Here is a 23,725-nt window from a genome sequence, read left to right on the forward strand (position 1 = left end):
TTTAGCAGGCTTCGTGTAAACAACTGTATTTGCTAATATGATTGGGAATAATCTCCCTGTACGGTAATAAATGTGAAGAAATACGCAGCGATAACGCTACTGGCAGCAACACTGGTGGGGTGCGACAACAGCTCCGCGCCGCTGTCGTTTACGCCCGAGATGGCGAGTTTTTCGAACGAATTTGATTTTGATCCGCTGCGCGGCCCGGTCAAAGACTTTACTCAGACGCTGTTCAACGAGAAGGGCGAAGTGTCCAAACGGGTCACCGGCACCGTCTCGACAGAAGGGTGTTTCGATACGCTGGAGCTGCACGACCTGGAGGCCAACACCGGCGTGGCGCTGGTGCTGGATGCCAATTACTATCTTGACGCAGAAACCCAGCAGCGAAAAGTGAAGCTCCAGGGGAAATGCCAACTGGCCGAACTGCCGTCAGCCGGGGTGACGTGGGATACCGACGACAATGGTTTTGTGGTGGCGGCGCACGGCAAAGAGATGGAGGTGAAGTATCGCTACGATGCGGATGGCTATCCGCTGGGCAAAACCACCGTCTCCGGCGATCAGCACCTGTCCGTCCAGTCGACGCCGTCTAAAGATGTTCGCAAAAGAATGGATTACTCGGCGGTGAGCATGTTGAATGACAAGCCGCTGGGTAACGTCAAGCAGAGCTGCGATTACGACCGCCACAATAACCCGGTGAGCTGCGATCTGACGATCACCGACGACAGCGTCAAACCCGCCGTTGAGCGCAAGTACACCATTAAGAACACGATTGATTATTACTGAGAATAAAGCCGCGCAGGTTACTGCGCGGTTGGTTTCAGCAGGCTGGCGCCTGACGGTTTGTGCCCGGCCAGATGCTGATGCTGGAAGATGCACATGCGAATGGTATTGCGGTATTCACCGTTGATAAAGAACTCGTGAATCAGCTCGCCTTCCACCATAAAGCCCAGCTTGCGGTAGATATGGATCGCTTTCTCGTTCTCTTTGTCCACAATCAGGTAAAGCTTGTAGAGATTCAGAACGTTGAATCCGTAATCCATTGCCAGCTTCGCTGCCCGTGAGGCAAGGCCTTTTCCCTGATGCTCAGGGGAGATGATGATCTGGAACTCCGCCCGACGGTGAACGTGGTTGATTTCAACCAGCTCAACAAGACCGGCTTTTTCGCCTTCACACTCCACCACAAACCGACGTTCACTCTGATCGTGAATGTGCTTATCGTAGAGATCGGATAGCTCGACAAACGCCTCGTAAGGCTCTTCGAACCAGTAGCGCATCACGCTGGCATTATTATCGAGCTGGTGGACGAAACGAAGGTCTTCACGCTCCAGCGGACGGAGTTTAACGTCGCAGGATCCAGACATTACGGGGCTACCGTGCGGCCAGTGCGGCGATCCAGGCAGCGCAGAGTGTTAGGCTCCCAGTAGGCATTGACGTTTGCACTTTGCTGACACTTATCGCGCGCGTCAAAAGCGACATCTTCTTTGTCCCACTCTTTTTCAGCACGTTTGTTGACCTTCTGACGAAGGTTACGGGTGTCATTCCATTGTTCTTTGTCCATGGCGGCGTTCTGGCGGCTTTGCGCGCTGTCACCAGACTCAATAACGAGCTTGCTGGTTTCCGCTGTCGCAGAGGCGGCAAAGGCGAACGATGACAGCGCCAGCAGGGCTGTCAGACAAAGGCGTTTGCTTAATGTGGTCATAGCGTTTCCTTTTAAATGGGTGCAGATAATCAAGTTACCCCGTACAGATTCTACACTAAAGCGAAATGACGGCATACCCGCGGAGCAAGTATGGAAAAGTAAAGGGCATCATCAGGTATGATGGTTAAATAAATCCTCACCTGACGTGAAATATGCTTAAAACGACGCTGCTTTTTTTTGCCACCGCGCTATGCGAAATCATCGGTTGCTTCCTGCCCTGGCTCTGGCTGAAGAAGGGAGGAACCGTATTGTTGCTCATCCCGGCAAGCGTCGCGCTGGCCCTGTTTGTCTGGCTGTTAACGCTGCATCCGGCGGCCAGTGGGCGCGTCTACGCCGCTTACGGTGGTGTTTATGTGTGTACTGCGCTGCTGTGGTTACGCGTGGTGGACGGCGTCAAGCTCAGCGCATACGACTGGGCCGGGGCGCTGATTGCCCTGTGCGGTATGCTGATTATTGTGGCGGGATGGGGGCGCGCGTGACCCCCCGGGTTTTGTGATCGTTAGCTGATTTTATGATCATTATACTTGTATGGTAGTAGGGTTGATGGGTAAATTTCCAGCATCACAATGAACGATGTAAGGAAAGGAATTATGAAGATTGTCGCGGCTGACGTGTTTGTTACCTGCCCGGGGCGGAACTTTGTCACCCTTAAAATCACCACCGATGAGGGGATTGTCGGCCTCGGTGACGCTACGCTGAACGGGCGCGAGCTCTCCGTTGCCTCGTACCTGAAGGATCACCTTTGCCCCCAGCTGATTGGCCGCGATGCGCACCGCATCGAAGACATCTGGCAATTTTTCTATAAGGGCGCCTACTGGCGTCGCGGACCGGTCACCATGTCGGCCATCTCCGCCGTGGACATGGCGCTGTGGGACATCAAAGCCAAGGCGGCCAACATGCCGCTCTACCAGCTGCTGGGCGGCGCCTCCCGGGAAGGGGTGATGGTCTACTGCCACACCACCGGGCACACCATTGACGACGTGCTGGAAGACTACGCCCGTCATAAAGAAATGGGCTTTAAGGCGATCCGCGTGCAGTGCGGCGTGCCGGGCATGAAAACCACCTACGGCATGGCCAAAGGGAAGGGGCTGGCCTACGAGCCTGCGACCAAAGGTGACTGGCCGGAAGAGCAGCTGTGGTCCACCGAAAAATACCTCGATTTCACGCCGAAGCTGTTCGACGCGGTGCGCAGTAAATTCGGCTTTAATGAACATCTTCTGCACGACATGCACCACCGCCTGACGCCAATCGAAGCGGCGCGCTTCGGCAAGAGCATCGAAGCATTCCGCATGTTCTGGATGGAAGACCCAACGCCTGCGGAAAACCAGGCCTGCTTCCGCCTGATCCGCCAGCATACCGTTACGCCCATTGCGGTGGGGGAAGTGTTTAACAGCATCTGGGACTGCAAGCAGCTCATCGAAGAGCAGCTTATCGACTATATTCGCACCACCATTACCCACGCGGGCGGCATTACCGGGATGCGTCGCATCGCCGACTTCGCCTCGCTTTATCAGGTGCGCACCGGCTCGCACGGCCCGTCGGATCTCTCGCCCGTTTGCCACGCCGCCGCGCTGCATTTCGACCTGTGGGTGCCAAACTTTGGCGTGCAGGAATATATGGGCTACTCCGAACAGATGCTGGAGGTCTTCCCGCACAGCTGGCGCTTTGATAACGGCTATATGCACCCGGGCGACAAGCCGGGGCTGGGCATCGAGTTTGATGAAAAACTGGCAGCGAAATACCCCTACGATCCGGCCTATCTGCCGGTAGCCCGTCTTGAAGACGGCACGCTGTGGAACTGGTAAACGGGGCGAACGATGAAAAGCGTAGTGATTCAACAGCCGAACGAACTGGTGATTGAAGAGCGGCCACGCCCGGAGCCAGGCGCAGGCGAAGTCCGCGTCAAAATCACGCTGGCGGGGATCTGCGGTTCGGACAGCCACATCTATCGCGGCCATAATCCGTTTGCGAAGTATCCACGCGTCATCGGCCACGAATTTTTTGGCGTGATTGACGCCGTGGGCGAGGGCGTAGACAGTGCCCGCCTGGGCCAGCGCGTCTCGGTTGACCCGGTGATCAGCTGCGGGCATTGCTATCCGTGCTCCGTCGGAAAACCGAACGTCTGCACCTCGCTGGTGGTGCTGGGGGTTCACCGTGACGGCGGCTTCAGCGAATATGCGGCAGTGCCCGCTAAAAATGCCTGGCCTATCCCGGATGACATTCCCGACCGACACGCCGTCATGGTTGAGCCCTTTACCATTGCCGCCAACGTAACGGGGCAGGCGAAACCGACGGAACAGGACGTCGCGCTGATTTACGGCGCTGGCCCTATGGGGCTGGTCACCGTGCAGGCGCTGAAAGGCGTCTATAAGGTCAAGCAGGTTATCGTGGTAGACCGCATAGACGAGCGCCTTGAGATGGCCCGGCGCAGCGGCGCGGATTGGGTGTTGAATAACGGCGAGCAGTCGCTGCAGGACGCGCTGGAGGAAAAAGGCATCAAACCGACGTTAATCATTGATGCCGCCTGCCATCCATCTATTTTGCAGGAAGCGATAACCCTGGCCTCTCCGGCGGCGCGCATCGTGCTGATGGGCTTCTCCAGCGAGCCGAGCCAGATTGTTCAGCAGGGCATTACCGGCAAAGAGCTGGCGATCTTCTCCTCGCGCCTCAATGCCAACAAATTCCCGGTCGTCATCGACTGGCTGAAGAGGGGGCTGATCGACCCGGAAAAACTGATCACCCATACTTTTGACTATCACCACGTAACAGACGCCATCGAACTGTTTGAGAAAGATCAGCGGCAGTGCTGCAAAGTCTTGCTCACGTTCGGCCAATAATCATTTACGCGATTAAGGGCCTGCGCAGACAGGCTCTATGTGGTTCGCATCTTACCTTTCAGAGATAGCCATCATGACACAAGCACAACCGCAACGATCCACTGCCGATCTGGTGAAAGCCGCCGTTTCAGGCTGGCTCGGCACCGCTCTGGAGTTTATGGACTTTCAGCTTTACTCGCTGGGGGCTGCCCTGGTCTTCCATGAGATCTTCTTCCCCGAACAGTCTGCCGCGATGGCGCTGATCCTGGCGATGGGGACCTACGGCGCAGGCTATATTGCGCGCATTGTCGGCGCCTTTATCTTTGGCAGAATGGGCGACAGCATTGGCCGTAAGAAGGTGCTGTTCATCACCATCACCATGATGGGGATCTGCACCACGCTGATTGGCGTCCTGCCGACCTATGCGCAGATCGGGATTTTTGCCCCGGTTCTGCTGGTGACGCTGCGCATTATTCAGGGGCTCGGGGCCGGGGCTGAGATTTCCGGAGCCGGGACCATGCTGGCGGAGTACGCGCCGAAAGGAAAGCGCGGCATCATCTCCTCGCTGGTGGCGATGGGCACTAACTGCGGGACGCTAAGCGCCACGGCGATCTGGGCCATCATGTTCTTTGTCCTTGACCGTGAAGAGCTGCTCGCCTGGGGCTGGCGCGTGCCGTTCCTCGCCAGCGTCGTGGTGATGATCTTTGCCATCTGGCTGCGGATGAACCTCAAGGAGAGCCCGGTCTTTGAGAAAGTGAACGATGCACAAACCGTTCAGCCGGACACATCGCTCGGTTCAATGGTGAAAAGCAAATCCTTCTGGCTGGCGACTGGCCTGCGTTTCAGCCAGGCGGGCAACTCGGGTCTGATCCAGACGTTCCTCGCGGGCTATCTGGTCCAGACGCTGCTGTTCGATAAGGCCATCCCTACCGATGCGCTGATGATCAGCTCCATTCTCGGGTTTATCTCCATCCCGCTGCTGGGCTGGCTTTCCGATAAAGTGGGGCGCCGTCTGCCGTACATTATCCTCAATATCTCCGCCATTCTGCTCGCCTACCCGATGCTGTCGATCATTGTCGATAAGAGCTATGCGCCGGGGACGATCATGCTCTCTATCATCGTTATCCATAACTTCGCCGTTCTGGGTCTGTTCGCGCTGGAAAATATCACCATGGCGGAGATGTTTGGCTCGCGAAATCGCTTTACCCGTATGGCCATCTCGAAAGAGGCGGGCGGTCTGGTAGCTGTGGGCTTTGGTCCGGTACTGGCGGGGATCTTCTGCAATATGACCGGCTCCTGGTGGCCGATTGTTGCCATGCTGGTGGCCTATTCCGTGATTGGGCTGCTCTCGGCGATCCTGATGCCGGAAGTGCGCGACCGTGATTTGAGCGCGGCGCAAGACGCAGCGGAGTCCTCACCAGAAGAGCGTGTGGGTTACGGCGCAATCTCCTCGCGGCGCTGATGGTTTATATCTTGAGTGATTTATCACACAACTTTATGTTTATGTCACACCACATGAGCAAAAGTTAATATAAATCAAAATCTCAAACGTCAGTATCAGTATGGTTGATGGCAGTTATTTTTTACCCCAACTGCCATTCTAGTTGGTGTAGTCAGCATGCGCTGCCGCTTCAGAAGGAGCGGCAGCGATCCACAGCTTTCTAATTAACGAGTCTTAATCATGGAAAATACCTTATTACAGGCCAACGCGACGCTGCCTCAGTACGATCGCGACAGTCTTAAAGCACGCATCGTTCATTTAGGCTTTGGCGCATTTCACCGGGCGCATCAGGCAGTGTATGCCGATATCCTCGCCGCTGAGCACGGCAGCGACTGGGGTTACTGTGAGGTTAACCTGATTGGCGGCGAGCAGCAGATTGCCGATCTGAACGCGCAGGATAATCTCTATACCGTGGCGGAGATGTCTGCCGATGCGTGGACCTCCCGCGTGGTGGGCGTGGTCAAAAAGGCCCTCCATGCGCAGGTAGACGGGCTGGAGACGGTGCTGGCAGCGCTGTGTGAACCGCAGGTGGCGATTGTCTCGCTGACCATCACCGAGAAAGGCTACTGCCACTCACCGGCGACCGGGCAACTGATGCTCGATCATCCGTTTATCGTCGCCGACCTGCAAAACCCACACCAGCCGAAATCTGCGCCGGGTGTAATCGTGGAAGCGCTGGCGCGTCGCAAAGCGGCGGGTCTGCCGGCGTTTAGCGTGATGTCCTGTGACAACATGCCGGAGAACGGTCACGTGATGCGCAATGTCACCTGCGCGTATGCCCGGGCGGTAGACGGTGAGCTGGCGGACTGGATCGAGGCTAACGTCACCTTCCCGTCAACCATGGTGGATCGCATCGTGCCCGCGGTCACCCCCGACACGCTGGATAAAATCGAACGGCTGACCGGCGTGCGCGATCCGGCGGCAGTAGCCTGTGAACCGTTCCGTCAGTGGGTGATCGAAGATAACTTTGTTGCGGGCCGTCCGGAATGGGAAAAAGCTGGTGCCGAGCTGGTGTCGGACGTGATCCCGTTTGAAGAGATGAAGCTGCGCATGCTCAACGGCAGCCACTCGTTCCTGGCGTATCTGGGCTATCTGGCCGGTTACCAGCATATCAACGACTGTATGGAAGATGAGAACTACCGCCTCGCCGCGCACGCGCTGATGCTTGACGAGCAGGCGCCTACGCTGAAGGTCAAAGGCGTTGATTTAGGTCGTTATGCCGATCTCCTGATTGCCCGCTACAGCAACCCGGCTCTGCGCCATCGGACATGGCAAATTGCGATGGACGGCAGCCAGAAGCTCCCGCAGCGTATGCTGGACTCCGTGCGCTGGCATCTTGTGCATCAGAAACCTTTCCCACTTCTGGCGCTGGGCGTGGCAGGGTGGATGCGCTATGTTGGCGGCGTGGACGAGCAGGGTAACGCTATTGACGTGAGCGATCCGCAGCTGGCGGTGATTCAGGCGGCGGTGAAGGGCAGTGCGGAAGGGGAAAGCCGGGTCAAGGCGCTGCTCGGTATCGAGGCCATCTTCGGCAAAGAGTTACCGCGTGAAGCCGTCTTTGTTGATGCGGTGATGAAGGCGTACCAGACGCTGCTGCAAAAGGGTGCGAAAGCGACCGTGGCCCAGTACGTCTCTCAACGGTAATTCAGCACATGCCGCCGTTCGCGGCGGCATGTCTACGCACAGCTTAGTGCATCCCCAGGCGAATCAGCTCAATCGGCTCGAACTTACCTTCGCATCCCTCCACTTCAACCGTTTTGCTGCGGCGCACCTGCGCGGCATCCAGCCCGTCGCTGTGGATCGCTTTAATCACGCCAGTTTTGCCCGTGCCGCTAATCATGACGCGGCTGCCGGTGGTGATTGCATTGCGGTTACGGTCGTATGTCATCATGGTATTTTCTCCTCTCTAACCTGTTCGTTACGGCGCTATTTCAGGGTTGCCGTTCACGGAGCATATAAATACGCCTGTCTGCATCACATGTTTTTGTTTTTGATCAAACTCACACTTTTTTCTTTATTGTGTTGGGTGCTGACGATTCACGACAGCAATTTACAAAGCAGACCGTTATTTTCATTAATTGATAGTTTCGACAGGGAAGCGTTGAGGGTTGGTTTATATTCCCGGTGCCATTCTGGGTACAGGAAATAACCCTTTCATCGGAATAAGGAGTCAGGCTTATGTATAAGAAGATTTTGATGCCTGTTGATGTGTTTGAAATGGATTCGAGCGACAAAGCGGTTCGCCACGCGGCAAACCTTGCAAAGGCAGAGGGCGCCTCGATTACCCTGGTCAATATTCTGCCGGCCAGCAGTCGGTCCCTGCTGCGCGGATTTAACGCCGATATTAAAAAGTTCGAAGAATATATGACTGAAGAATCCGGGAAGAAAATGAACGCGTTAAAAAGACTGTTCGATATCTCGCCGGAGAAAATTGACACCCTCGTTCGCTTTGGCAACGTCCGCGATGAAATTATCAGGCTGAGCAAGGAAGGGGAATATGACGTGATTGTCATCGGGTCGAAAAATCCGGGCATCACTACCCATCTTCTGGGATCAAATGCGGAATCTATCCTGCGCTACGCCACAATTCCGGTATTAGTCGTTCGCTAAACCCATCGCCGCACCCGAAAGGGGCGGCGAATATCACTCTTCGCTAAACCACTCGCTATTTTCCTGACGAATAAGCTGCACGGACTCGCTAATTTCCTGCAGATGCAGCGTCATCGCTTTTTCCACAGCGTCCGCATCGCGTTTTTCCAGCGCGCTGAAAATATCATGATGCTGTCGGAGCAGCATTTCCGGCGGGGAGACGTGATCGAGGCTCATGTAGCGCACGCGGTCGATGGTGGCCTTGATGTTCTCGATGGTGTCCCATGCAAGCTGGCAATCGGCAATCTGCGCCAGTTTCTGGTGGAATTCATCATCAAGCTGGAAGAAGTCATTCAGCTGCTTACGGTCAATCGCAATCCGCTGCTGATGCAGGTTCTGCTCCAGCAGGTAACACTGGTTGTCGTTGATGAGCGTTGCGGCACGCCGCGCCACCGCGCATTCAATGGCCTGGCGAACGAAACAGCCGTTGCGCACCTGAGAGAGGGAGATTTTGTTGACGTAGCTGCCGCGCTGCGGGCGGATCTGAATTAGACCGTTTTCCGCAAGCTTAATAAACGCTTCACGCACCGGCTGCCGGGAAACGTCAAACCGCACGGAGACCTCTTTTTCTGAAAGCGGCGTTCCCGGTGGGATCAGACAATGGACAATATCACGTCGCAAAATGCGATAGATTTGCTGGTTTACGGGCTGGGTGGGATTGAGTTGCGATTCAGCGGCCATGAGTTGTCATTTCTCAGAGAGTTAGCCCGAACATACTACCATTCTTTTATAATCCGAAACAGACCCGGCCCGCAGGCCGGGAAGGGTCGATTTAGCCACGATGGACGCTAAGTCCGGCAAAACTCTGGCTGACTGGCATCATTTCTACGGTATTGATGTTGACGTGTTTTGGCAGCGTCGCCACCCACCAGACCGTTTCGGTGACATCTTCCGGCGTCAGGGCGTTCGCGTTTTCATAGGTTTTGTCCGCTTTCGCGTCATCGCCTTTGAAACGCACGTTGGAAAACTCGGTGCCACCCACCAGGCCCGGCTCGATGTCGGTGACGCGAATGGCGGTGCCGTGCAGATCGGTCCGCAGGTTAAGGCTGAACTGGCGCACAAACGCTTTCGTCGCGCCATAGACGTTGCCGCCCGCGTAAGGCCAGCTCCCGGCGGTGGAACCGATATTGATAATGTGACCGCGGTTGCGCTCGACCATGCCCGGCAGCACCGCGCGGGTCATATAGACCAGCCCTTTGTTGTTGGTGTCGATCATGTTTTCCCAGTCTTCCACGCTGGCTTTGTGGGCAGGCTCCATGCCCAGCGCCAGACCGGCATTGTTGACCAGCACGTCGATGGCGCGCCATTCTGCTGGCAGATTCGCAATCATCTCTTCGATCGCTGCGCGGTTACGCACGTCCAGCTGCGCGGTCAGGATGCTGTCGCCTAGTTCGTCTTTGAGCTCCTGTAAACGCTCCTGACGGCGGCCGGTCGCGATAACCTTGTGCCCGTTGGCGACGAAGCGACGCGTGATGCTTTCACCAAAACCTGCCGTTGCCCCGGTAACTAAAATAATCATCTCACTGTTCCTCAACGCTTTTTGTGTTGTACTAACATAGCACGGCCGCAGAGGGTGCGTTAAGGCAACATTTGTATGACAGCGTTGCAGGGGATGGCGGCCTGGCCTACTCTGGGAGGATACCCGTACTCAGGAGCGAAAGATGACGGCCACGAATCCCTTTTTTAACATCAGTCTGCTGCCTTACCAGGCCCCCCATTTTGATGAGATCAACGACAGCCACTATCGTCCGGCCTTCGATGAAGCCCTTCGCCAGAAGCGGGCGGATATTGACGCGATTGTCGCTCAGGCCGCTGCGCCTGACTTCGCTAACACCGTGCTGGCGCTGGAGAAAAGCGGCGCTTTGCTCGCGCGCGTCAGCAGCGTGTTCTTCGCCATGACTTCCGCGCACACCAATCCGTATTTACAGGAGCTCGAGGAACAGTTCTCCACCGAGCTTGCCGCGCTGGCAAACGATATCTGGCTGAATGACGTGCTGTTCGCCCGCGTGGAGAGCGTCTGGCAGGACCGTGCCGCGCTGGACGCCGAATCCCGTCGTCTGGTCGAAGAGACGTATCAGCGGTTTATTCTGGCCGGCGCGCGTCTGAATGAGACAGAAAAGGCCGAGCTAAAGGCGTTGAATACCGAGGCGGCCTCCCTGACCAGCCAGTTTAACCAGCGTCTGCTGGCTGCCGATAAAACGGGTGGGCTGGTGGTGGACTACGCGCACCAGCTTGACGGGCTCAGCGCCGGTGAGATCGCTGACGCGGCGCAGGCTGCCGCGGAGCGAGGGCTAAACGATCGCTGGCTGATCCCGCTTTTGAACACCACCCAGCAGCCCGCGCTTTCCGCGCTGCGCAATCGTCAGACGCGCGAAAACCTGTTCAACGCAGGCTGGACGCGTACCCAGAAAGGGGATGAAAACGATACTCGCGCGCTGATCCTGCGTCTGACGGCGCTACGTGCGCGACAGGCCCGCCTGCTGGGCTTTGAGGATTACGCCAGCTGGAGCATTGCCGATCAGATGGCGAAAACCCCAGCCGCCGCGCTGGAATTTATGCGCGGCATTGTGCCTGCCGCCCGCGCCCGCGCGGAACGCGAGCAGGCCGATATTCAGAAAGTCATCGACGACGAGCAGGGCGGTTTCACCGTGCAGGCCTGGGACTGGGCCTTTTATGCGGAGCGCGTGCGCCAGGCAAAATATGCCCTCGATGAATCGCAGATCAGGCCCTACTTTGCGCTCAATACCGTGCTGCAGGATGGCGTATTCTGGGCAGCCAGCCAGCTGTTTGGCATTCGCTTCGTCGAACGCTTCGATATCCCGGTGTATCACCCGGACGTCCGCGTATGGGAAATTTTCGACCACACCGGTGAGGGCATGGCGCTGTTTTACGGTGACTTCTTTGCCCGTGATTCCAAGCAGGGCGGGGCATGGATGGGGAATTTCGTCGAGCAATCCTTCGAGTTTGCTGCCCGTCCGGTGATCTACAACGTCTGTAACTACCAAAAACCGGCGAATGGCGGTGTCGCGCTTCTCTCCTGGGATGACGTGATAACCCTGTTCCACGAGTTTGGCCATACGCTGCACGGTCTCTTTGCCAGCCAGCGGTTCGCCACGCTTTCCGGCACCAATACGCCGCGTGATTTTGTTGAGTTCCCGTCGCAAATCAACGAGCACTGGGCCAGCCATCCACAGGTGTTTACCCATTATGCGCGCCATTACGAAACCGGTGAGCCGATGCCGGACGCGCTGCGGGAAAGCATGCTCAACGCGACCCATTTCAACAAGGGTTATGACATGACGGAGCTGCTGAGTGCCGCGCTGCTGGACATGAACTGGCACGGCATCGGCGAGGCCGTTTCGAGCGTAGACGCATTTGAAGCGGCAGCCCTGAAAAAAGAGGGGCTGGATCTGCCCGCCGTACCGCCGCGCTATCGCAGCAGCTATTTTGCCCATATCTTCGGCGGCGGCTACGCGGCGGGATATTACGCCTACCTGTGGACGCAGATGCTCGCTGATGATGGCTATCAGTGGTTTGTTGAACAGGGCGGCCTGACCCGTGAAAACGGGCAAAAATTCCGCGAGGCGATTTTGTCCCGTGGTAACAGCACGGATTTAGCCGAACTGTATCGCAACTGGCGCGGGCACGATCCGAAGATTGAGCCGATGCTGGAGAATCGCGGGCTGAGCGAATAGAGTCAGTCTCATCAGAAAAAAAGAACCGGGCGTTACGCCCGGTTTTTTTATACGTTTCATCGTTCCTGTGACCGCTACAGCAAAAAATAGTCTTAATATCCATTCTGTGTAAATACAACCGCTGAGGTGATAAGTTACTTTGACCGGTATATTTAATTATACCGAATTTAGGCTGCAAAAGAGTTAATGATTAATAATTTGATCTGGGTTGTAAAAACCACATATTCTTTAGCTTCAGATTTTTTGCTATAAAATTTTATTATTTTTTGCCGATAAATGAAGGTGGCATAAATATTGACGTAATAGCAGTTAAGAAGGCGAAAGATGACCCTACCTCTGAACAATCCGGCTTTCACGGATACCGAGCCTTCTAAAGGCCTGATAAATAAAACCTTTACCTATATTGTTACGTTGTTGATAAGTATTTTCATCGCCGCAATAATATCTCTGCTAATAATAAAAGATAATGTTAATGAAATCAGCGACAAGCATGATGAATTTTTGTTAAGGAAAGCGCTGGATACCCGCCAGGAAAGCATGCGAAGTCATTTGAAAGACAATGCAGAGTGGGGAGATGCCTACAAATATCTTCATCTGAACACTGACGTTCACTGGGCATGGGATAAGCAAAACCTGGGTAAGTCCCTCTATGACAACTTTGGCTACGAAGGGGTGTTTGTTCTCTCCCCGGAAGGGAGAACGCGGTACAGCGTGGTTGACGGGAAACTGAAGCTTCAGGATCTGGATCGCTGGTTAGATAAATCCACCAAAGACCGTTTACTCCGTGAGGTGAGCCTAAAAAATGGATTGCCGGTTTCTATGCTAACGCTTATCGATTCCGTTCCGGCCATTGTTTCTGCGGAATGGATAACGACGGGCGATGATACGAGCGTGAAGTCCTTACCGGGGAAAGCTTCGACAATGGTGTTTATAGACAAGCTAACGGCTAAAAAACTCCTCACGATTGGGCAGGATGCCGGCGTCAAAAATGTTCGTACTTCACCTGAACCAGTCACTTCTCAAATAAACAACCAGACTGAATTTACCTTAAGTGCTCAGAATGGTGATGTGCAAATTATCTGGGACAGCGAAAACCCAGGCCAGGCGTTGATTATTTATTTTTTACCCTTACTCATCCTTTCAGTCATTCTGACGGTATCGATGATGGTTATTCTCATGCGTCATATTATGCAGAAGGCGAGAATGCTTGACGAAAATACCTTTCTCCTTGAGCAGGCACGGTTGAATCTCATCACGAGTGAAAAACGATTCCGGGACGTCAGTGAAACAACCAGCGACTGGTTCTGGGAAACAGATTTATCGTTAAAGATAACGTGGCTTTCAGGTCGTTTTTCTACGGTGACGGGATATGAAAATAGCGAATGGATAGGCCGCAGGTTGGATGAACTCTTTCCCTCGACAGCTGGATTATTACATGGCTGTGTCAGCCGCCGCGAGTTAACTGAACGCTTGGAATTTAAGAACTGCCCTTATACTCACGCGCAACAATCCACGTCCTATTGCACGCTTCTGGCAAAGTTTTCTGCTCAGCCTGACGGAACGGTGGTGTTGCGGGGCGCGGCAACCGACGTCTCTCAGGAAGTTGAAGCAACAAAACGTGTGGAGTTCCTGTCACGCCATGATGAATTAACCGGTCTGCCGAACCGGTATCATATTAAGGAGTTTCTTGCAGGCCAGTTCGCTAAAGAAGGCGTCAATCATTATCCCTTTGCCATGATTTGCCTCGATTTAGACAAGTTTAAACCCGTCAATGATATTTTTGGGCATTCCGCGGGCGATGCTCTGCTTGGCGAGGTCGCTTTACGGCTTAAAAACTGCGTTCGTCGAGGTGATTTTGTCGCAAGGCAGGGAGGGGATGAATTTATGCTGCTCCTCGGCAACAGCAGCCAAAAAGAGCACATTGAGGAGGTGTGTCACCGCATCGTGCAAGAACTTAACCGTCCTTTCTCCATTGAGGGCAATGATGTGGCGATAGGCGTAAGCATGGGTATTGCGCTGGCTCCCCAGGATAGCAGCAGCGCAAACGATCTTTTACGCTATGCGGATATTGCGCTTTACCAGGCGAAACAATCCGGCAGAAACAGATGGGTCTATTATCGCCCGGATATGTCGGAAAAATTGACCGAACGGAGAAAACTGGAATTAGAACTGAAGACAGCGATTCGCGAAGAGCAACTCTATCTGGTTTACCAGCCGCGTTATAACCTCCGATACTCGAAAATAGACGCCGTCGAAGCGCTGGTACGTTGGAAGCACCCGCAGAGAGGGACTATGATGCCCGATCAGTTCATCACCCTGGCGGAAGAAACAGGCCTGATTATTAACCTCAGCAACTGGGTCATACGCACAGCGTGTGCGGAAACAAAAGATAAATTGCCGGGGTTATCGGTATCCGTAAATATTTCTGCTATCGAATTTCAGGCAAGCGATCTTGCCGAAAGGATAAAAGAGATACTTCATGAAACAGGGCTTGAGCCTAACCGTCTGGAAATAGAAGTGACTGAAAATGTCACGCTTTCCGATCCAGAAAAAACCTTGCAGACCATGAAGTCTCTCAAAAAAATGGGTGTCCGCATTCTGATCGACGACTTCGGTACCGGCTATGCATCCCTGAGCTATCTCCGGAAGTTTCAGTTTGACGGGCTCAAGCTCGACAAGAGTTTTATTTTTACCCTGGGCGATTCACCGCAGAATCAATCAGTCGTAGAGAAAATTATCGATCTGGGTAAAGCCTATTCGATGGCGGTAACCGCAGAAGGGGTGGAGACTGCCGAACAACTCTCTTTTCTTAAAAAAAATAAATGTGATGAAGTTCAGGGCTACTTGCTTGGAAAACCGGCCGCTATTACGGACTTAAATTTAAACGCAAACAGAGTCAATCTCTAAAGCGTGCTTTCATTCAGGGAAACGTAAATGAAAAACCGGGCATGTCGCCCGGTTTTTTTATCTTACAACCAGCACAGGGCATTTCGCATGCCGCACCACTGCCGCAGCGTTTGAACCCAACAGATAGGTCGATATGTCAGGCTTATGGGAGGCGATGATAATCAGGTCGGCGCCGATCGTGTCAGCGAGCTTAAGGATTTGATCCTTAGGGGATCCCGTCACGGCGTGAGTCTGAATCTTATCTGCAGGGATTTTGAATTGCTTAACAATTTCATCCAGTTTAGCTAAAGCAGCGTGCTGGAACTCTTTCATCTTCGGCATTTCTACGGAGTAGGCCAAACCTAATGATGAGTAATAAGGAAGAGATGGAATAACAGTAAGAAAGTGAACTTTAGCTGTGTTAAGTGCTGTATGTGCCTGAACGAAGGGGATAACCATGTGCGTCAGGCTATCCTCGGAGATATCAATGGGAACCAAAATTGAATTGTACATGTGTTCCTCCTGAGTGTTTTTTGCACAGCTCAGGTTAAACCGTTATTTCCAGCAAAACAGAGAGCAGGCTTTCATAACGGGGACAAATTTCGGTTCTGTGATTTAGGTACAGTTGAACCTGCCTGTCATTCCGTCGTGACAATGAACATTCTTGCTTCCTGGGCGAGCTGGCGTTCAGCCTTAATCGGCGCATATTTTTCCGAATGATAGAAGGCAATGGCCTGATCCAACGTCGGGAATTCAAAAATGCCTGCATAGGGTAACGGCGCTACTTCCCCTTCCAGTACCTGTGCGACAGCTCCAAAATGGACAATTTTTCCGCCTGCTTCCTCTAATGCCGACGTGAAGCGAGGGGCCAGGCTGGCCTGTCTGGCAGGGTCAATGACTCGTAAGTTGATATGAACAAAGGCAGGCATAATGGTTCCTCAAGCAGTATAAATAGTGTATATACAGTATTAACTTTAGCATTGCTTGTCGAGATGAAATGATGAACAACATTGATGTGGCGCTGTTGGAGACCATTCCGGAGGTCTGTCCGGCGTTTCAGGCGCGCGCTACCGCTCGGGCTATTACGCGCTATTACAACGCCTGCTTCAGACCGTTTGATCTGACCGCTGAGCAGTTCAGTCTGATGGTTGGCATCGGGGGTTCTCCTAATGAAACCGTTGCGGAACTCGCCGCCAGAGCAGGGGTGGATGCGACAACACTGAGTCGTAATATCCGTAGTCTGGAATCCCGGGGCATTATTGACTCGGCTGGAGGCCGTGGACGTGCCGGAAAACGACTCACGCTGACAGCTGAAGGCTGGCGTCTGCTTGAAGAGGTCATGCCGGTATGGCAATCCGCTAAGCAGGAGTTGTCCCATCTTATGGGCAGCGAGCAGCTTAGCCTGACGACGGAGATGATGAAACGTCTGGCTAAAATCAGTGCTGCCTTATGAAGCTCTCCGCGTTATTGTCAGAGACTATGCAAAACGGAAAGGTTGTACCGGGCGTAATGCCCGGTAATAGACTTAAATTGCGTGACAGCTGACGGACGCGATAATTTTATTCCCGCCGATATTACCCATAATCAGATCGAGTAATTTCCGGTATTCCTCCCGGGTCATCACCTCGGCCCGAATTTCAGTTTTACCTTCTGATTGCGCCGTTGCGCAATAAATGGATTTCAGGCTTAAGGTCAACTCTTTCGCCATGTTTACCACGCTCTGTCGGACCGCATCTTCATGCTCATCATTGCAGGTGATTTTCAGGACATAGCATTTTTCGCCTTCATGGAGCGCGGGCAGTTGATTAATCCGTTGCGCAGCTTCGCGAAGCAATATGTTGGCACAAAGAATAATCACGCTGGCCATACCGGCATTCCAGAATTGCCCTAAGCCGCACAGCACACCAATTCCGGCCGAACACCATAGCGTTGCGGCGGTATTTAGACCACGAATATTCATTCCTTCACGCATAATGACGCCAGCGCCAAGGAAACCTATTCCGGAGACGATCTGCGCTGCAATGCGTCCCGGGCTATCGGGTGACGTCGAGATGGAACTTAAAATAAACACGGCAGCGCCCGTCGCAACCAGTGCATTGGTACGAAGCCCGGCCATACGCTGGCGCCATTGTCTTTCCGCGCCGATAATTGCGCCCAGCAGCATCGCTGCGAGCAGATGAGAGATATAAGGGAACATCAGCCTGTCGCCTGTTAACATGATTAAACGATAAGCGTCAGTGCTTCACAAAGCACAGAATGACGCCGTTAAAACGCAAAGCATGTCAGCGGGAGGGTGGCGGAAAGAGTGAATGGTTAAACATGAACATCGTGATGCCCCACAAATTTGGTCGTTCTTAATGTATTGGGATGCAATCACGTAAAGAGGATTGCTGCCCACCGTAAAGGTAAGCAGCGAGAAAATCGCGTCAGCTTACCTTCGTATCGACGATAAAATAACTTTCCAACGAAGGACTCCTGTGAAAATTTATTGCCAGTATAGTCAGGGTCGATAATGAGTAAAGTGAAAAAACAACGTCCGTTATGAATTGTTTAAGTTCGGAAGGCATATTTTTTAAGACGTCATCTGATTTTCAAAAATACCCGGTATACTACATTTTCTTTTTTACAGGCGATAACAGACAAAGGCAGGATGTATGTCTCTTCGTTCGCTGCGGGCGTTATGCCTGACAAGTTTTTTCATTGCGGATGTCCGCGATGGCCTGGGGCCTTTTCTCGGTATTTTTCTGACCGAACGCCACTGGACCCCTGATGATATCGGCATCCTGATGACGGCCGGCGGGCTGGCGGGATTACTGGCCACGCTGCCGGCGGGATTCATCACCGACACCTCCCGCAACAAACGCGCTGTGCTCGCGCTGCTGTGCATTCTGATCACGCTAAGCACGCTTCTGCTCTGGTTTAGCCAGCAGAGCGCCGTGGTCGCCGTGTCGCAAATCGTCACCGGTATCTGTGCGGCATTTGTCGGGCCGTTGATCGCCGGGATTACGCTGGGGTTGACCGGGCAGGGTGGCTTCAGCGCGCAGATGGGCAGAAACGAGGCGTTCAATCACGGCGGCAATTTCATGACCGCTCTGATTGCAGGCGGCATTGCCTGGTACTGGGGCGTGGGCGGGATTTTCCTGCTGATGACCTGTACCACGCTGCTAACGCTGTGTGCGCTGCTTGCCATTCGCAACAGCGATATCGATAACGACGCGGCGCGCGGGCTGTCCTCTTCAGCGAGCCTGCCGGTCCCCGGTTTTGCGATGCTGATGAAAAACCGGGCGCTGTTTGTTACCGGGCTGACGCTGCTGCTGTTCCACCTGGCAAACGCCGCGCTATTACCGATGCTGAGCATGAGGGTGGCTGCGGCACCCGCCACGATCAACCCCGGTTTGTACGCGGCGGGTACCGTCATCATCTCGCAGGCCGTGATGATCCCTGTCGCCATCTGGGCTTCGCGCCGGATCGAACATTTTGGCTACTGGCGCTTAATTATGCTGGCGCTGCTGGTCATGCCGGTACGCGCGGCGCTGGCGGCATCCACGGACGCGCCGTTCATGATGATCCCGGTACAAATTCTCGACGGCCTGGCCGCCGGGATCCTCGGTGTCGTCGTACCATCGTTTATTGTGGTGCTGCTGCGCGGAAGCGGGCACGTCAATGCCGGGCAGAGTGTGGTGATGCTGATGCAGGGGGTTGGGGCATCCATGAGCCCGGCGTTAACCGGGACGATCGCCGGTCATTACTCGTTTGCGACGGCATTCATTGTCCTGAGCGCGATTGCGGTGGCCGCCGTTCTGATCTGGTGGCGCGTTGCGCACCGCAGCTGGGAAACAAACGTGCCGGGTGAGGCTTAGCCACAACCCGGCGTAGCACTTAAGCCAGTTCGTTAGGGCACGGCTCACCCTTTTCTAACTGCTGAAGATTGCCCAGCGTGGTTTCCGAAATGCTGATCAGGGCTTCGGCAGTCAGAAACGCCTGATGTCCGGTAAACAGGACGTTATGGCAGGCAGAGAGGCGACGGAACACGTCGTCCTGGATGACATCATTAGACTTATCTTCAAAGAACAGATCGCGTTCGTTCTCATACACGTCCATCCCCAGCGCGCCAATTTTCTGGGTTTTCAGCGCTTCGATTGCGGCCTGAGAGTCAACCAGTCCGCCGCGGCTGGTGTTGATGATCATCACGCCATCTTTCATCTGGTCAAACGCCGCCTGATTGAGCAGGTGGTAGTTTTCCGGCGTCAGCGGACAGTGCAGGGAGATCACGTCGGACTGCGAGAACAGCGTCGGCAGGTCAACGTACTCCACGCCCAGATCCAGCGCTGCGGCGCTTGGGTACGGATCGAATGCCAGCAGACGCATGCCAAAGCCTTTCAGAATGCGCAGGGTAGCCACGCCAATTTTACCGGTACCGATCACGCCAGCGGTTTTGCCGTACATGGTAAAGCCGGTCAGCCCTTCCAGCGAGAAGTTGGCGTCACGGGTGCGCTGATAAGCGCGGTGAATACGACGGTTAAGGGACATCATCATGCCAATCGCATGTTCCGCGACCGCTTCCGGGGAGTACGCCGGAACGCGAACCACCTTCAGACCCAGCTCTTTTGCCGCATCGAGATCCACGTTGTTAAAGCCCGCACAGCGCAGGGCGATGTACTTCACCCCCTGTTTTTTCAACTCTTCCAGCACCGGACGACTGCCGTCATCGTTTACGAAAATGCAGACGCCTTCACAGCCGTGCGCCGTTTTGGCGGTTTTTTCGGACAGCAGAAAGTCGAAAAATTCAAGCTCAAACCCGTAAGCCTCGTTAACATGTTGCAGATACTTTTTGTCGTACTGCTTTGTGCTGTATACCGCGAGTTTCATAAGACTTTCTCCAGTGATTTTGCATTCACGTTAGCATGATTAAAATTATCTTACAATTTCTAAAATATTATTGAATTCAATGAGTTCTATCAATTATTCTAGAGCATATGTGCACCCTAACTCCATGATATTCTTACTACGAGAAATCTTCGGCGCGGATCTGATCGGGACATGTAGCGGAAAATGAAGTGGGTAGAGGATGCGAGAAACGCCTGTCTGAATTACGTTAAAGAATGGCAAGAGGGTGCGAAAACTGCAATCCTTCCTGATGTGATGGGACGATATCAGAAACTGGGTGAGTTTCTGATAAAGAGGGAGAATGATGCATGTCTCAACAATTGGAGTTGTCCTTATCTCCGCCGATGCTGCCTGCTTTGTGCTACTTTATTGTTTCTATTGTGATTTTCTTCTTATTGTACTTCGGGAAAATGAAAGTTAACCGGCTCCGGAAATATCCACTGTTCATTGCTTATACGCTGTTTGTGATAGCCATTGCTGCCATTCAAATTAACGTTTTTGCCAACGGCTATGAGTTTGTTAGCGCATTTTTACTTATTGATTTTGATCCCTGGCGGTACAACTCGGTGTATTGGGGGTCGTTGATATTCGCCATGCTTTACCTTCTGGCGTTGCCTCGGAACAGGCCCTAGTTTCGCAACTTAACGTTACAGCATCTATTCTTAAACCTGGCTTTGACTTCAACTGACCAGCTAAACATGCGACAATGATCGGCACTGCCGGCTTAATTCTTTTGCTAAATCAGGATATTAACTGCCCATGAAGGGTAAATACAAAGCCGCTCTTGCGCTTTTACTGCTGTTCATATTGTTGCCGCTGACGCTGCTGATGACGCTCGCCCAGTGGGTACCGACGCTCGCCGGGATCTGGCTGCCCGTCGGGACGCGCATCGCTTTCGAAGAGAGTCCGAAACTGACTCGCCACGCGCTGGTGATCCCCGATCTTCGCTATCTGGTTGAAGACTGCGAAATTGCCCGCATCGATAACGTGACGCTGTCACATCCCAGCCGCTGGAAGCTGGATATCGGCACGCTCGATTTAAACTCCGTCTGCCTCAGCAAAATTCCCCAGTCCGCGCCGTCAACGGTTGCTCCCAAAACGCTGGCCCAGTGGCAGGCGGTATTGCCCAATACCTGGCTTACGGTTCACCGCCTGACGCTGTCGCCCTGGCAGCAGTGGCAGGGTGAGCTTAATGCGTCGCTGACCCCGTCCAGCCAGGAGATCGCCTATAAAGGCGAGCAGGTCAGCATTAAAGGCACGCTTCGCGGCCAAACGCTCTCGGTCAGCCAGTTTGATGTACAGCTCCCGGACCAGCCGCAGCCGATTAAGCTGGTGGGCGAGTTTACCTTGCCGCTGGTTCCGGACGGCGTGCCGGTGAAAGGCCACGCGGTGGCGACCTTTAACGTGCCACAGTTAACGTCCCTGGTCGACGCCGATCTGGACTGGGAAGAGAATCAGGGACAGCTGGTGGTGATGGCGCGGGACAACCCCGATCCGCTGCTCGACCTGCCGTGGCAGATCACGGCGGAGCAACTGAACATCAGCGACGGGCGCTGGAACTGGGATCTCTCGGGTATGCCGCTGAGCGGGCGGGTGTCCCTTCGTGCAGACAACTGGCAGCAGGGGCTGGAGAAAACCACCCTGACCGGACGACTGAATGTGCTGACGCACGGCGATGCGGGGAAAGGCAACGCGGTACTGAATATTGGGCCCGGCAGGCTCAGTATGGAAAACAGCGACATGCCCCTGCATCTGAGCGGCGAGGCGAAGCAAAACGATCTCATTCTTTACGCCAAATTGCCCGCCACGCTGACCGGCAGCCTGTATGAACCGCAGCTGGCCTTTGAGCCGGGCGCGTTGCTCCGCTCGCGCGGGCGCATCATCAATTCGCTCGATATCGATGAAATCCGCTGGCCGCTGGCGGGCGTGAAGCTGACGCAGAAGGGCGTGGACGGCCGTTTACAGGCGATTCTGCGCGCCCATGAAAACGAGATGGGTGATTTTGAACTCCACCTGGACGGCCAGGCTAATGACTTTTTACCTGATAACGGCCTGTGGCAGTGGCGCTACTGGGGAAAAGGCGGTTTTACGCCGATGCATGCCCGCTGGGATGTCGCCGGGAAAGGCGAGTGGCGCGACAACCTTATTGAGCTGACGGCGCTCTCCACCGGTTTTGACAAGCTCCAGTACGGCACGATGGAGGTCAGCAAGCCGCGTCTGGTGCTGGATCAGCCGGTACGCTGGTTGCGCGATGCCGAAAAACCGGGCTTCAGCGGCGCGCTGTCGCTCAATGCCGGGCAAACCCGGTTCTCCGGCGGCAGCGTGTTGCCGCCCTCGGTCCTGACCTTCAGCGTCGACGGCACCGACCCGACAATTTTTCAGTTTAAGGGCGACCTCCATGCGGACAAAATCGGTCCGGTACAGGTGAACGGTCGTTGGGATGGCGTGCGCCTTCGTGGGCAGGCCTGGTGGCCGAAACAGTCGCTCACCGTATTCCAGCCGTTGATCCCGCCGGACTGGAAAATGACGCTGCGCGACGGGGAGCTTTATGCGCAGGTCGCCTTCTCGGCGGCGGCCGATCAGGGCTTTGAAGCGGGCGGGCACGGCGTGCTGAAATCCGGTAGCGCCTGGATGCCGGATAACCAGATTAACGGCGTCGACTTTGTGCTGCCGTTCCGCTTCAGCGAGGGAACCTGGTCCCTCGGCACGCGCGGTCCGGTCACGCTACGCATCGGCGAAGTGGAAAACCTGGTGACCGCGCGCAACATTACCGCGGATTTACAGGGGGATTATCCCTGGACGGAGGACAATCCGCTGCTGCTCACCAACGTGAAGGTGGAAACCCTCGGCGGGAAGATCACCATGCAGCAGCTGCGGATGCCGCAGCACGATCCGGCCCTGCTGCGGGTGGACAATATCTCTTCGAGCGAGCTGATTAGCGCCGTCAATCCGAAGCAGTTTGCTATGTCAGGGCCGGTGAGCGGGGCGCTGCCGTTCTGGCTGGACAACGAAAAATGGATCATTAAAGATGGCTGGCTGACCAACCCGGGGCCCATGACGCTACGCATCGACAAAGATACGGCCGACGCCATCGTGAAAGATAATATGGTTGCGGGTGCCGCGATTAACTGGCTCCGCTATATGGAAATTTCGCGTTCGTGGACGAGAATCAATTTAGATAACCTGGGTGAATTAACCATGCAGGCGACCATCAAGGGGACCAGCCGGGTCGATGGTAAAAGCAGCTCCGTCAATCTGAACTATACCCACGACGAGAATGTCTTTACCCTCTGGCGCAGCCTGCGTTTTGGGGACAACCTGCAAACCTGGTTTGAGCAACATGCGGCGATACCTGCTCCCCGCAGTTCGACTGGCAAGGAAAGTGAGGAACAACAATGAATAAGATGGCTGGTGCGCTCACCGTTGCCGTTGCCGCGCTACTGACCGGCTGTACGCCGCGAATTGAAGTCGCTGCGCCAAAGGAGCCGATTACCATCAATATGAATGTCAAAATCGAACATGAGATCCACATCAAGGTCGATAAAGACGTTGAAACCCTGCTGAAGTCGCGCAGCGATCTGTTCTGAGGACG

23 protein-coding genes are annotated in these 23,725 nt (G+C 54.4%); 14 read left to right on the top strand and 9 right to left on the bottom strand.

The window, feature by feature from the left end; translation table 11 throughout:
- The first annotated feature begins 72 nt into the window (after positions 1 to 72).
- Positions 73 to 783, top strand: a complete 711-nt coding sequence (locus GXP72_RS10425) for a YnfC family lipoprotein (RefSeq protein ID WP_048989545.1) — start codon at positions 73 to 75, stop codon at positions 781 to 783.
- A gap of 17 nt (positions 784 to 800) precedes the next feature.
- On the opposite strand, the gene speG is transcribed toward GXP72_RS10425, so the two are convergent.
- Positions 801 to 1,361: a spermidine N1-acetyltransferase gene (speG, locus tag GXP72_RS10430; RefSeq protein WP_024909098.1), complete on the bottom strand. Its 561-nt coding sequence runs from the start codon at positions 1,359 to 1,361 to the stop codon at positions 801 to 803.
- Entirely contained in the window at positions 1,361 to 1,699 is a 339-nt protein-coding gene (locus tag GXP72_RS10435) for a DUF1283 family protein (protein ID WP_028017573.1), read from the bottom strand. Before GXP72_RS10435 ends, speG begins: the two co-directional genes overlap by 1 nt.
- A gap of 152 nt (positions 1,700 to 1,851) precedes the next feature.
- Here GXP72_RS10435 and GXP72_RS10440 point away from each other — a divergent pair, with 152 nt between their 5' ends.
- From GXP72_RS10440 to GXP72_RS10460, 5 genes are all read left to right on the top strand, one after another.
- Positions 1,852 to 2,178 carry a YnfA family protein gene (locus tag GXP72_RS10440; RefSeq protein ID WP_048989542.1) on the top strand — a complete coding sequence of 109 codons (327 nt, stop codon included), beginning with the start codon at positions 1,852 to 1,854 and terminating at the stop codon, positions 2,176 to 2,178.
- Positions 2,179 to 2,289: 111 nt separating this feature from the next.
- On the top strand, positions 2,290 to 3,504 hold the full coding sequence (gene manD / locus GXP72_RS10445) for a D-mannonate dehydratase ManD (RefSeq protein ID WP_023292552.1): 1,215 nt from the start codon (positions 2,290 to 2,292) through the stop codon (positions 3,502 to 3,504).
- Between the two features lie 12 nt (positions 3,505 to 3,516).
- On the top strand, positions 3,517 to 4,536 hold the full coding sequence (locus GXP72_RS10450; protein ID WP_208763824.1) for a Zn-dependent oxidoreductase: 1,020 nt from the start codon (positions 3,517 to 3,519) through the stop codon (positions 4,534 to 4,536).
- A gap of 73 nt (positions 4,537 to 4,609) precedes the next feature.
- Positions 4,610 to 5,977, top strand: a complete 1,368-nt coding sequence (locus tag GXP72_RS10455; protein ID WP_208763825.1) for an MFS transporter — start codon at positions 4,610 to 4,612, stop codon at positions 5,975 to 5,977.
- 219 nt (positions 5,978 to 6,196) lie between these two features.
- Complete coding sequence (locus GXP72_RS10460) at positions 6,197 to 7,660, top strand: mannitol dehydrogenase family protein (RefSeq protein ID WP_208763826.1); 1,464 nt, start codon at positions 6,197 to 6,199, stop codon at positions 7,658 to 7,660.
- A 43-nt stretch (positions 7,661 to 7,703) separates the two neighbouring features.
- Here the strand turns inward: GXP72_RS10460 and ydfZ are convergent, their stop codons facing one another.
- Positions 7,704 to 7,907: a putative selenium delivery protein YdfZ gene (gene ydfZ / locus GXP72_RS10465; RefSeq protein ID WP_014883679.1), complete on the bottom strand. Its 204-nt coding sequence runs from the start codon at positions 7,905 to 7,907 to the stop codon at positions 7,704 to 7,706.
- Between the two features lie 287 nt (positions 7,908 to 8,194).
- On the opposite strand from ydfZ, the gene GXP72_RS10470 reads away from it, so the two are divergent.
- Positions 8,195 to 8,626, top strand: a complete 432-nt coding sequence (locus tag GXP72_RS10470) for a universal stress protein (RefSeq protein WP_208763827.1) — start codon at positions 8,195 to 8,197, stop codon at positions 8,624 to 8,626.
- 33 nt (positions 8,627 to 8,659) lie between these two features.
- Here the strand turns inward: GXP72_RS10470 and GXP72_RS10475 are convergent, their stop codons facing one another.
- Positions 8,660 to 9,346, bottom strand: a complete 687-nt coding sequence (locus GXP72_RS10475; RefSeq protein WP_090417139.1) for a GntR family transcriptional regulator — start codon at positions 9,344 to 9,346, stop codon at positions 8,660 to 8,662.
- Between the two features lie 91 nt (positions 9,347 to 9,437).
- Positions 9,438 to 10,184: a bifunctional NADP-dependent 3-hydroxy acid dehydrogenase/3-hydroxypropionate dehydrogenase YdfG gene (ydfG, locus tag GXP72_RS10480; RefSeq protein ID WP_023292548.1), complete on the bottom strand. Its 747-nt coding sequence runs from the start codon at positions 10,182 to 10,184 to the stop codon at positions 9,438 to 9,440.
- A gap of 142 nt (positions 10,185 to 10,326) precedes the next feature.
- On the opposite strand from ydfG, the gene dcp reads away from it, so the two are divergent.
- A complete protein-coding gene (gene dcp, locus GXP72_RS10485; protein WP_208763828.1) occupies positions 10,327 to 12,360 on the top strand; it encodes a peptidyl-dipeptidase Dcp in 2,034 nt (677 codons plus the stop codon).
- A 324-nt stretch (positions 12,361 to 12,684) separates the two neighbouring features.
- Entirely contained in the window at positions 12,685 to 15,267 is a 2,583-nt protein-coding gene (locus GXP72_RS10490) for an EAL domain-containing protein (protein WP_208763829.1), read from the top strand.
- Positions 15,268 to 15,324: 57 nt separating this feature from the next.
- On the opposite strand, the gene uspF is transcribed toward GXP72_RS10490, so the two are convergent.
- The gene (uspF, locus tag GXP72_RS10495) at positions 15,325 to 15,759 is read right to left on the bottom strand and encodes a universal stress protein UspF (protein ID WP_023335555.1); all 435 of its coding nucleotides are present in this window, start codon (positions 15,757 to 15,759) and stop codon (positions 15,325 to 15,327) included.
- Positions 15,760 to 15,884: 125 nt separating this feature from the next.
- The gene (locus GXP72_RS10500; protein WP_048989534.1) at positions 15,885 to 16,175 is read right to left on the bottom strand and encodes a DUF1330 domain-containing protein; all 291 of its coding nucleotides are present in this window, start codon (positions 16,173 to 16,175) and stop codon (positions 15,885 to 15,887) included.
- 68 nt (positions 16,176 to 16,243) lie between these two features.
- Between GXP72_RS10500 and GXP72_RS10505 the strand changes: the two genes are divergently transcribed.
- A complete protein-coding gene (locus GXP72_RS10505) occupies positions 16,244 to 16,699 on the top strand; it encodes a MarR family winged helix-turn-helix transcriptional regulator (RefSeq protein WP_244319947.1) in 456 nt (151 codons plus the stop codon).
- Between the two features lie 72 nt (positions 16,700 to 16,771).
- On the opposite strand, the gene GXP72_RS10510 is transcribed toward GXP72_RS10505, so the two are convergent.
- Positions 16,772 to 17,443, bottom strand: a complete 672-nt coding sequence (locus GXP72_RS10510; protein ID WP_024909493.1) for an MgtC family protein — start codon at positions 17,441 to 17,443, stop codon at positions 16,772 to 16,774.
- A gap of 457 nt (positions 17,444 to 17,900) precedes the next feature.
- Here GXP72_RS10510 and GXP72_RS10515 point away from each other — a divergent pair, with 457 nt between their 5' ends.
- Entirely contained in the window at positions 17,901 to 19,106 is a 1,206-nt protein-coding gene (locus tag GXP72_RS10515) for an MFS transporter (protein WP_208763830.1), read from the top strand.
- A gap of 19 nt (positions 19,107 to 19,125) precedes the next feature.
- On the opposite strand, the gene GXP72_RS10520 is transcribed toward GXP72_RS10515, so the two are convergent.
- A complete protein-coding gene (locus tag GXP72_RS10520) occupies positions 19,126 to 20,115 on the bottom strand; it encodes a 2-hydroxyacid dehydrogenase (RefSeq protein WP_024909491.1) in 990 nt (329 codons plus the stop codon).
- Positions 20,116 to 20,441: 326 nt separating this feature from the next.
- Between GXP72_RS10520 and GXP72_RS10525 the strand changes: the two genes are divergently transcribed.
- The 3 genes from GXP72_RS10525 (at position 20,442) to GXP72_RS10535 (ending at position 23,720) form a co-directional block, all read left to right on the top strand.
- On the top strand, positions 20,442 to 20,765 hold the full coding sequence (locus GXP72_RS10525; protein ID WP_208763831.1) for a hypothetical protein: 324 nt from the start codon (positions 20,442 to 20,444) through the stop codon (positions 20,763 to 20,765).
- A 127-nt stretch (positions 20,766 to 20,892) separates the two neighbouring features.
- On the top strand, positions 20,893 to 23,532 hold the full coding sequence (locus GXP72_RS10530; RefSeq protein ID WP_208763832.1) for a YdbH family protein: 2,640 nt from the start codon (positions 20,893 to 20,895) through the stop codon (positions 23,530 to 23,532).
- Positions 23,529 to 23,720 (top strand): YnbE family lipoprotein, encoded by a 192-nt coding sequence (locus GXP72_RS10535; protein WP_032651162.1) that lies wholly within the window; start codon positions 23,529 to 23,531, stop codon positions 23,718 to 23,720. The genes GXP72_RS10530 and GXP72_RS10535 overlap by 4 nt, the downstream gene beginning before the upstream one ends.
- Positions 23,721 to 23,725 lie beyond the last annotated feature (5 nt).

It is taken from the genome of Enterobacter sp. SES19, assembly GCF_011765665.1.
Classification (GTDB): Bacteria; Pseudomonadota; Gammaproteobacteria; order Enterobacterales; family Enterobacteriaceae; genus Enterobacter; species Enterobacter pseudoroggenkampii.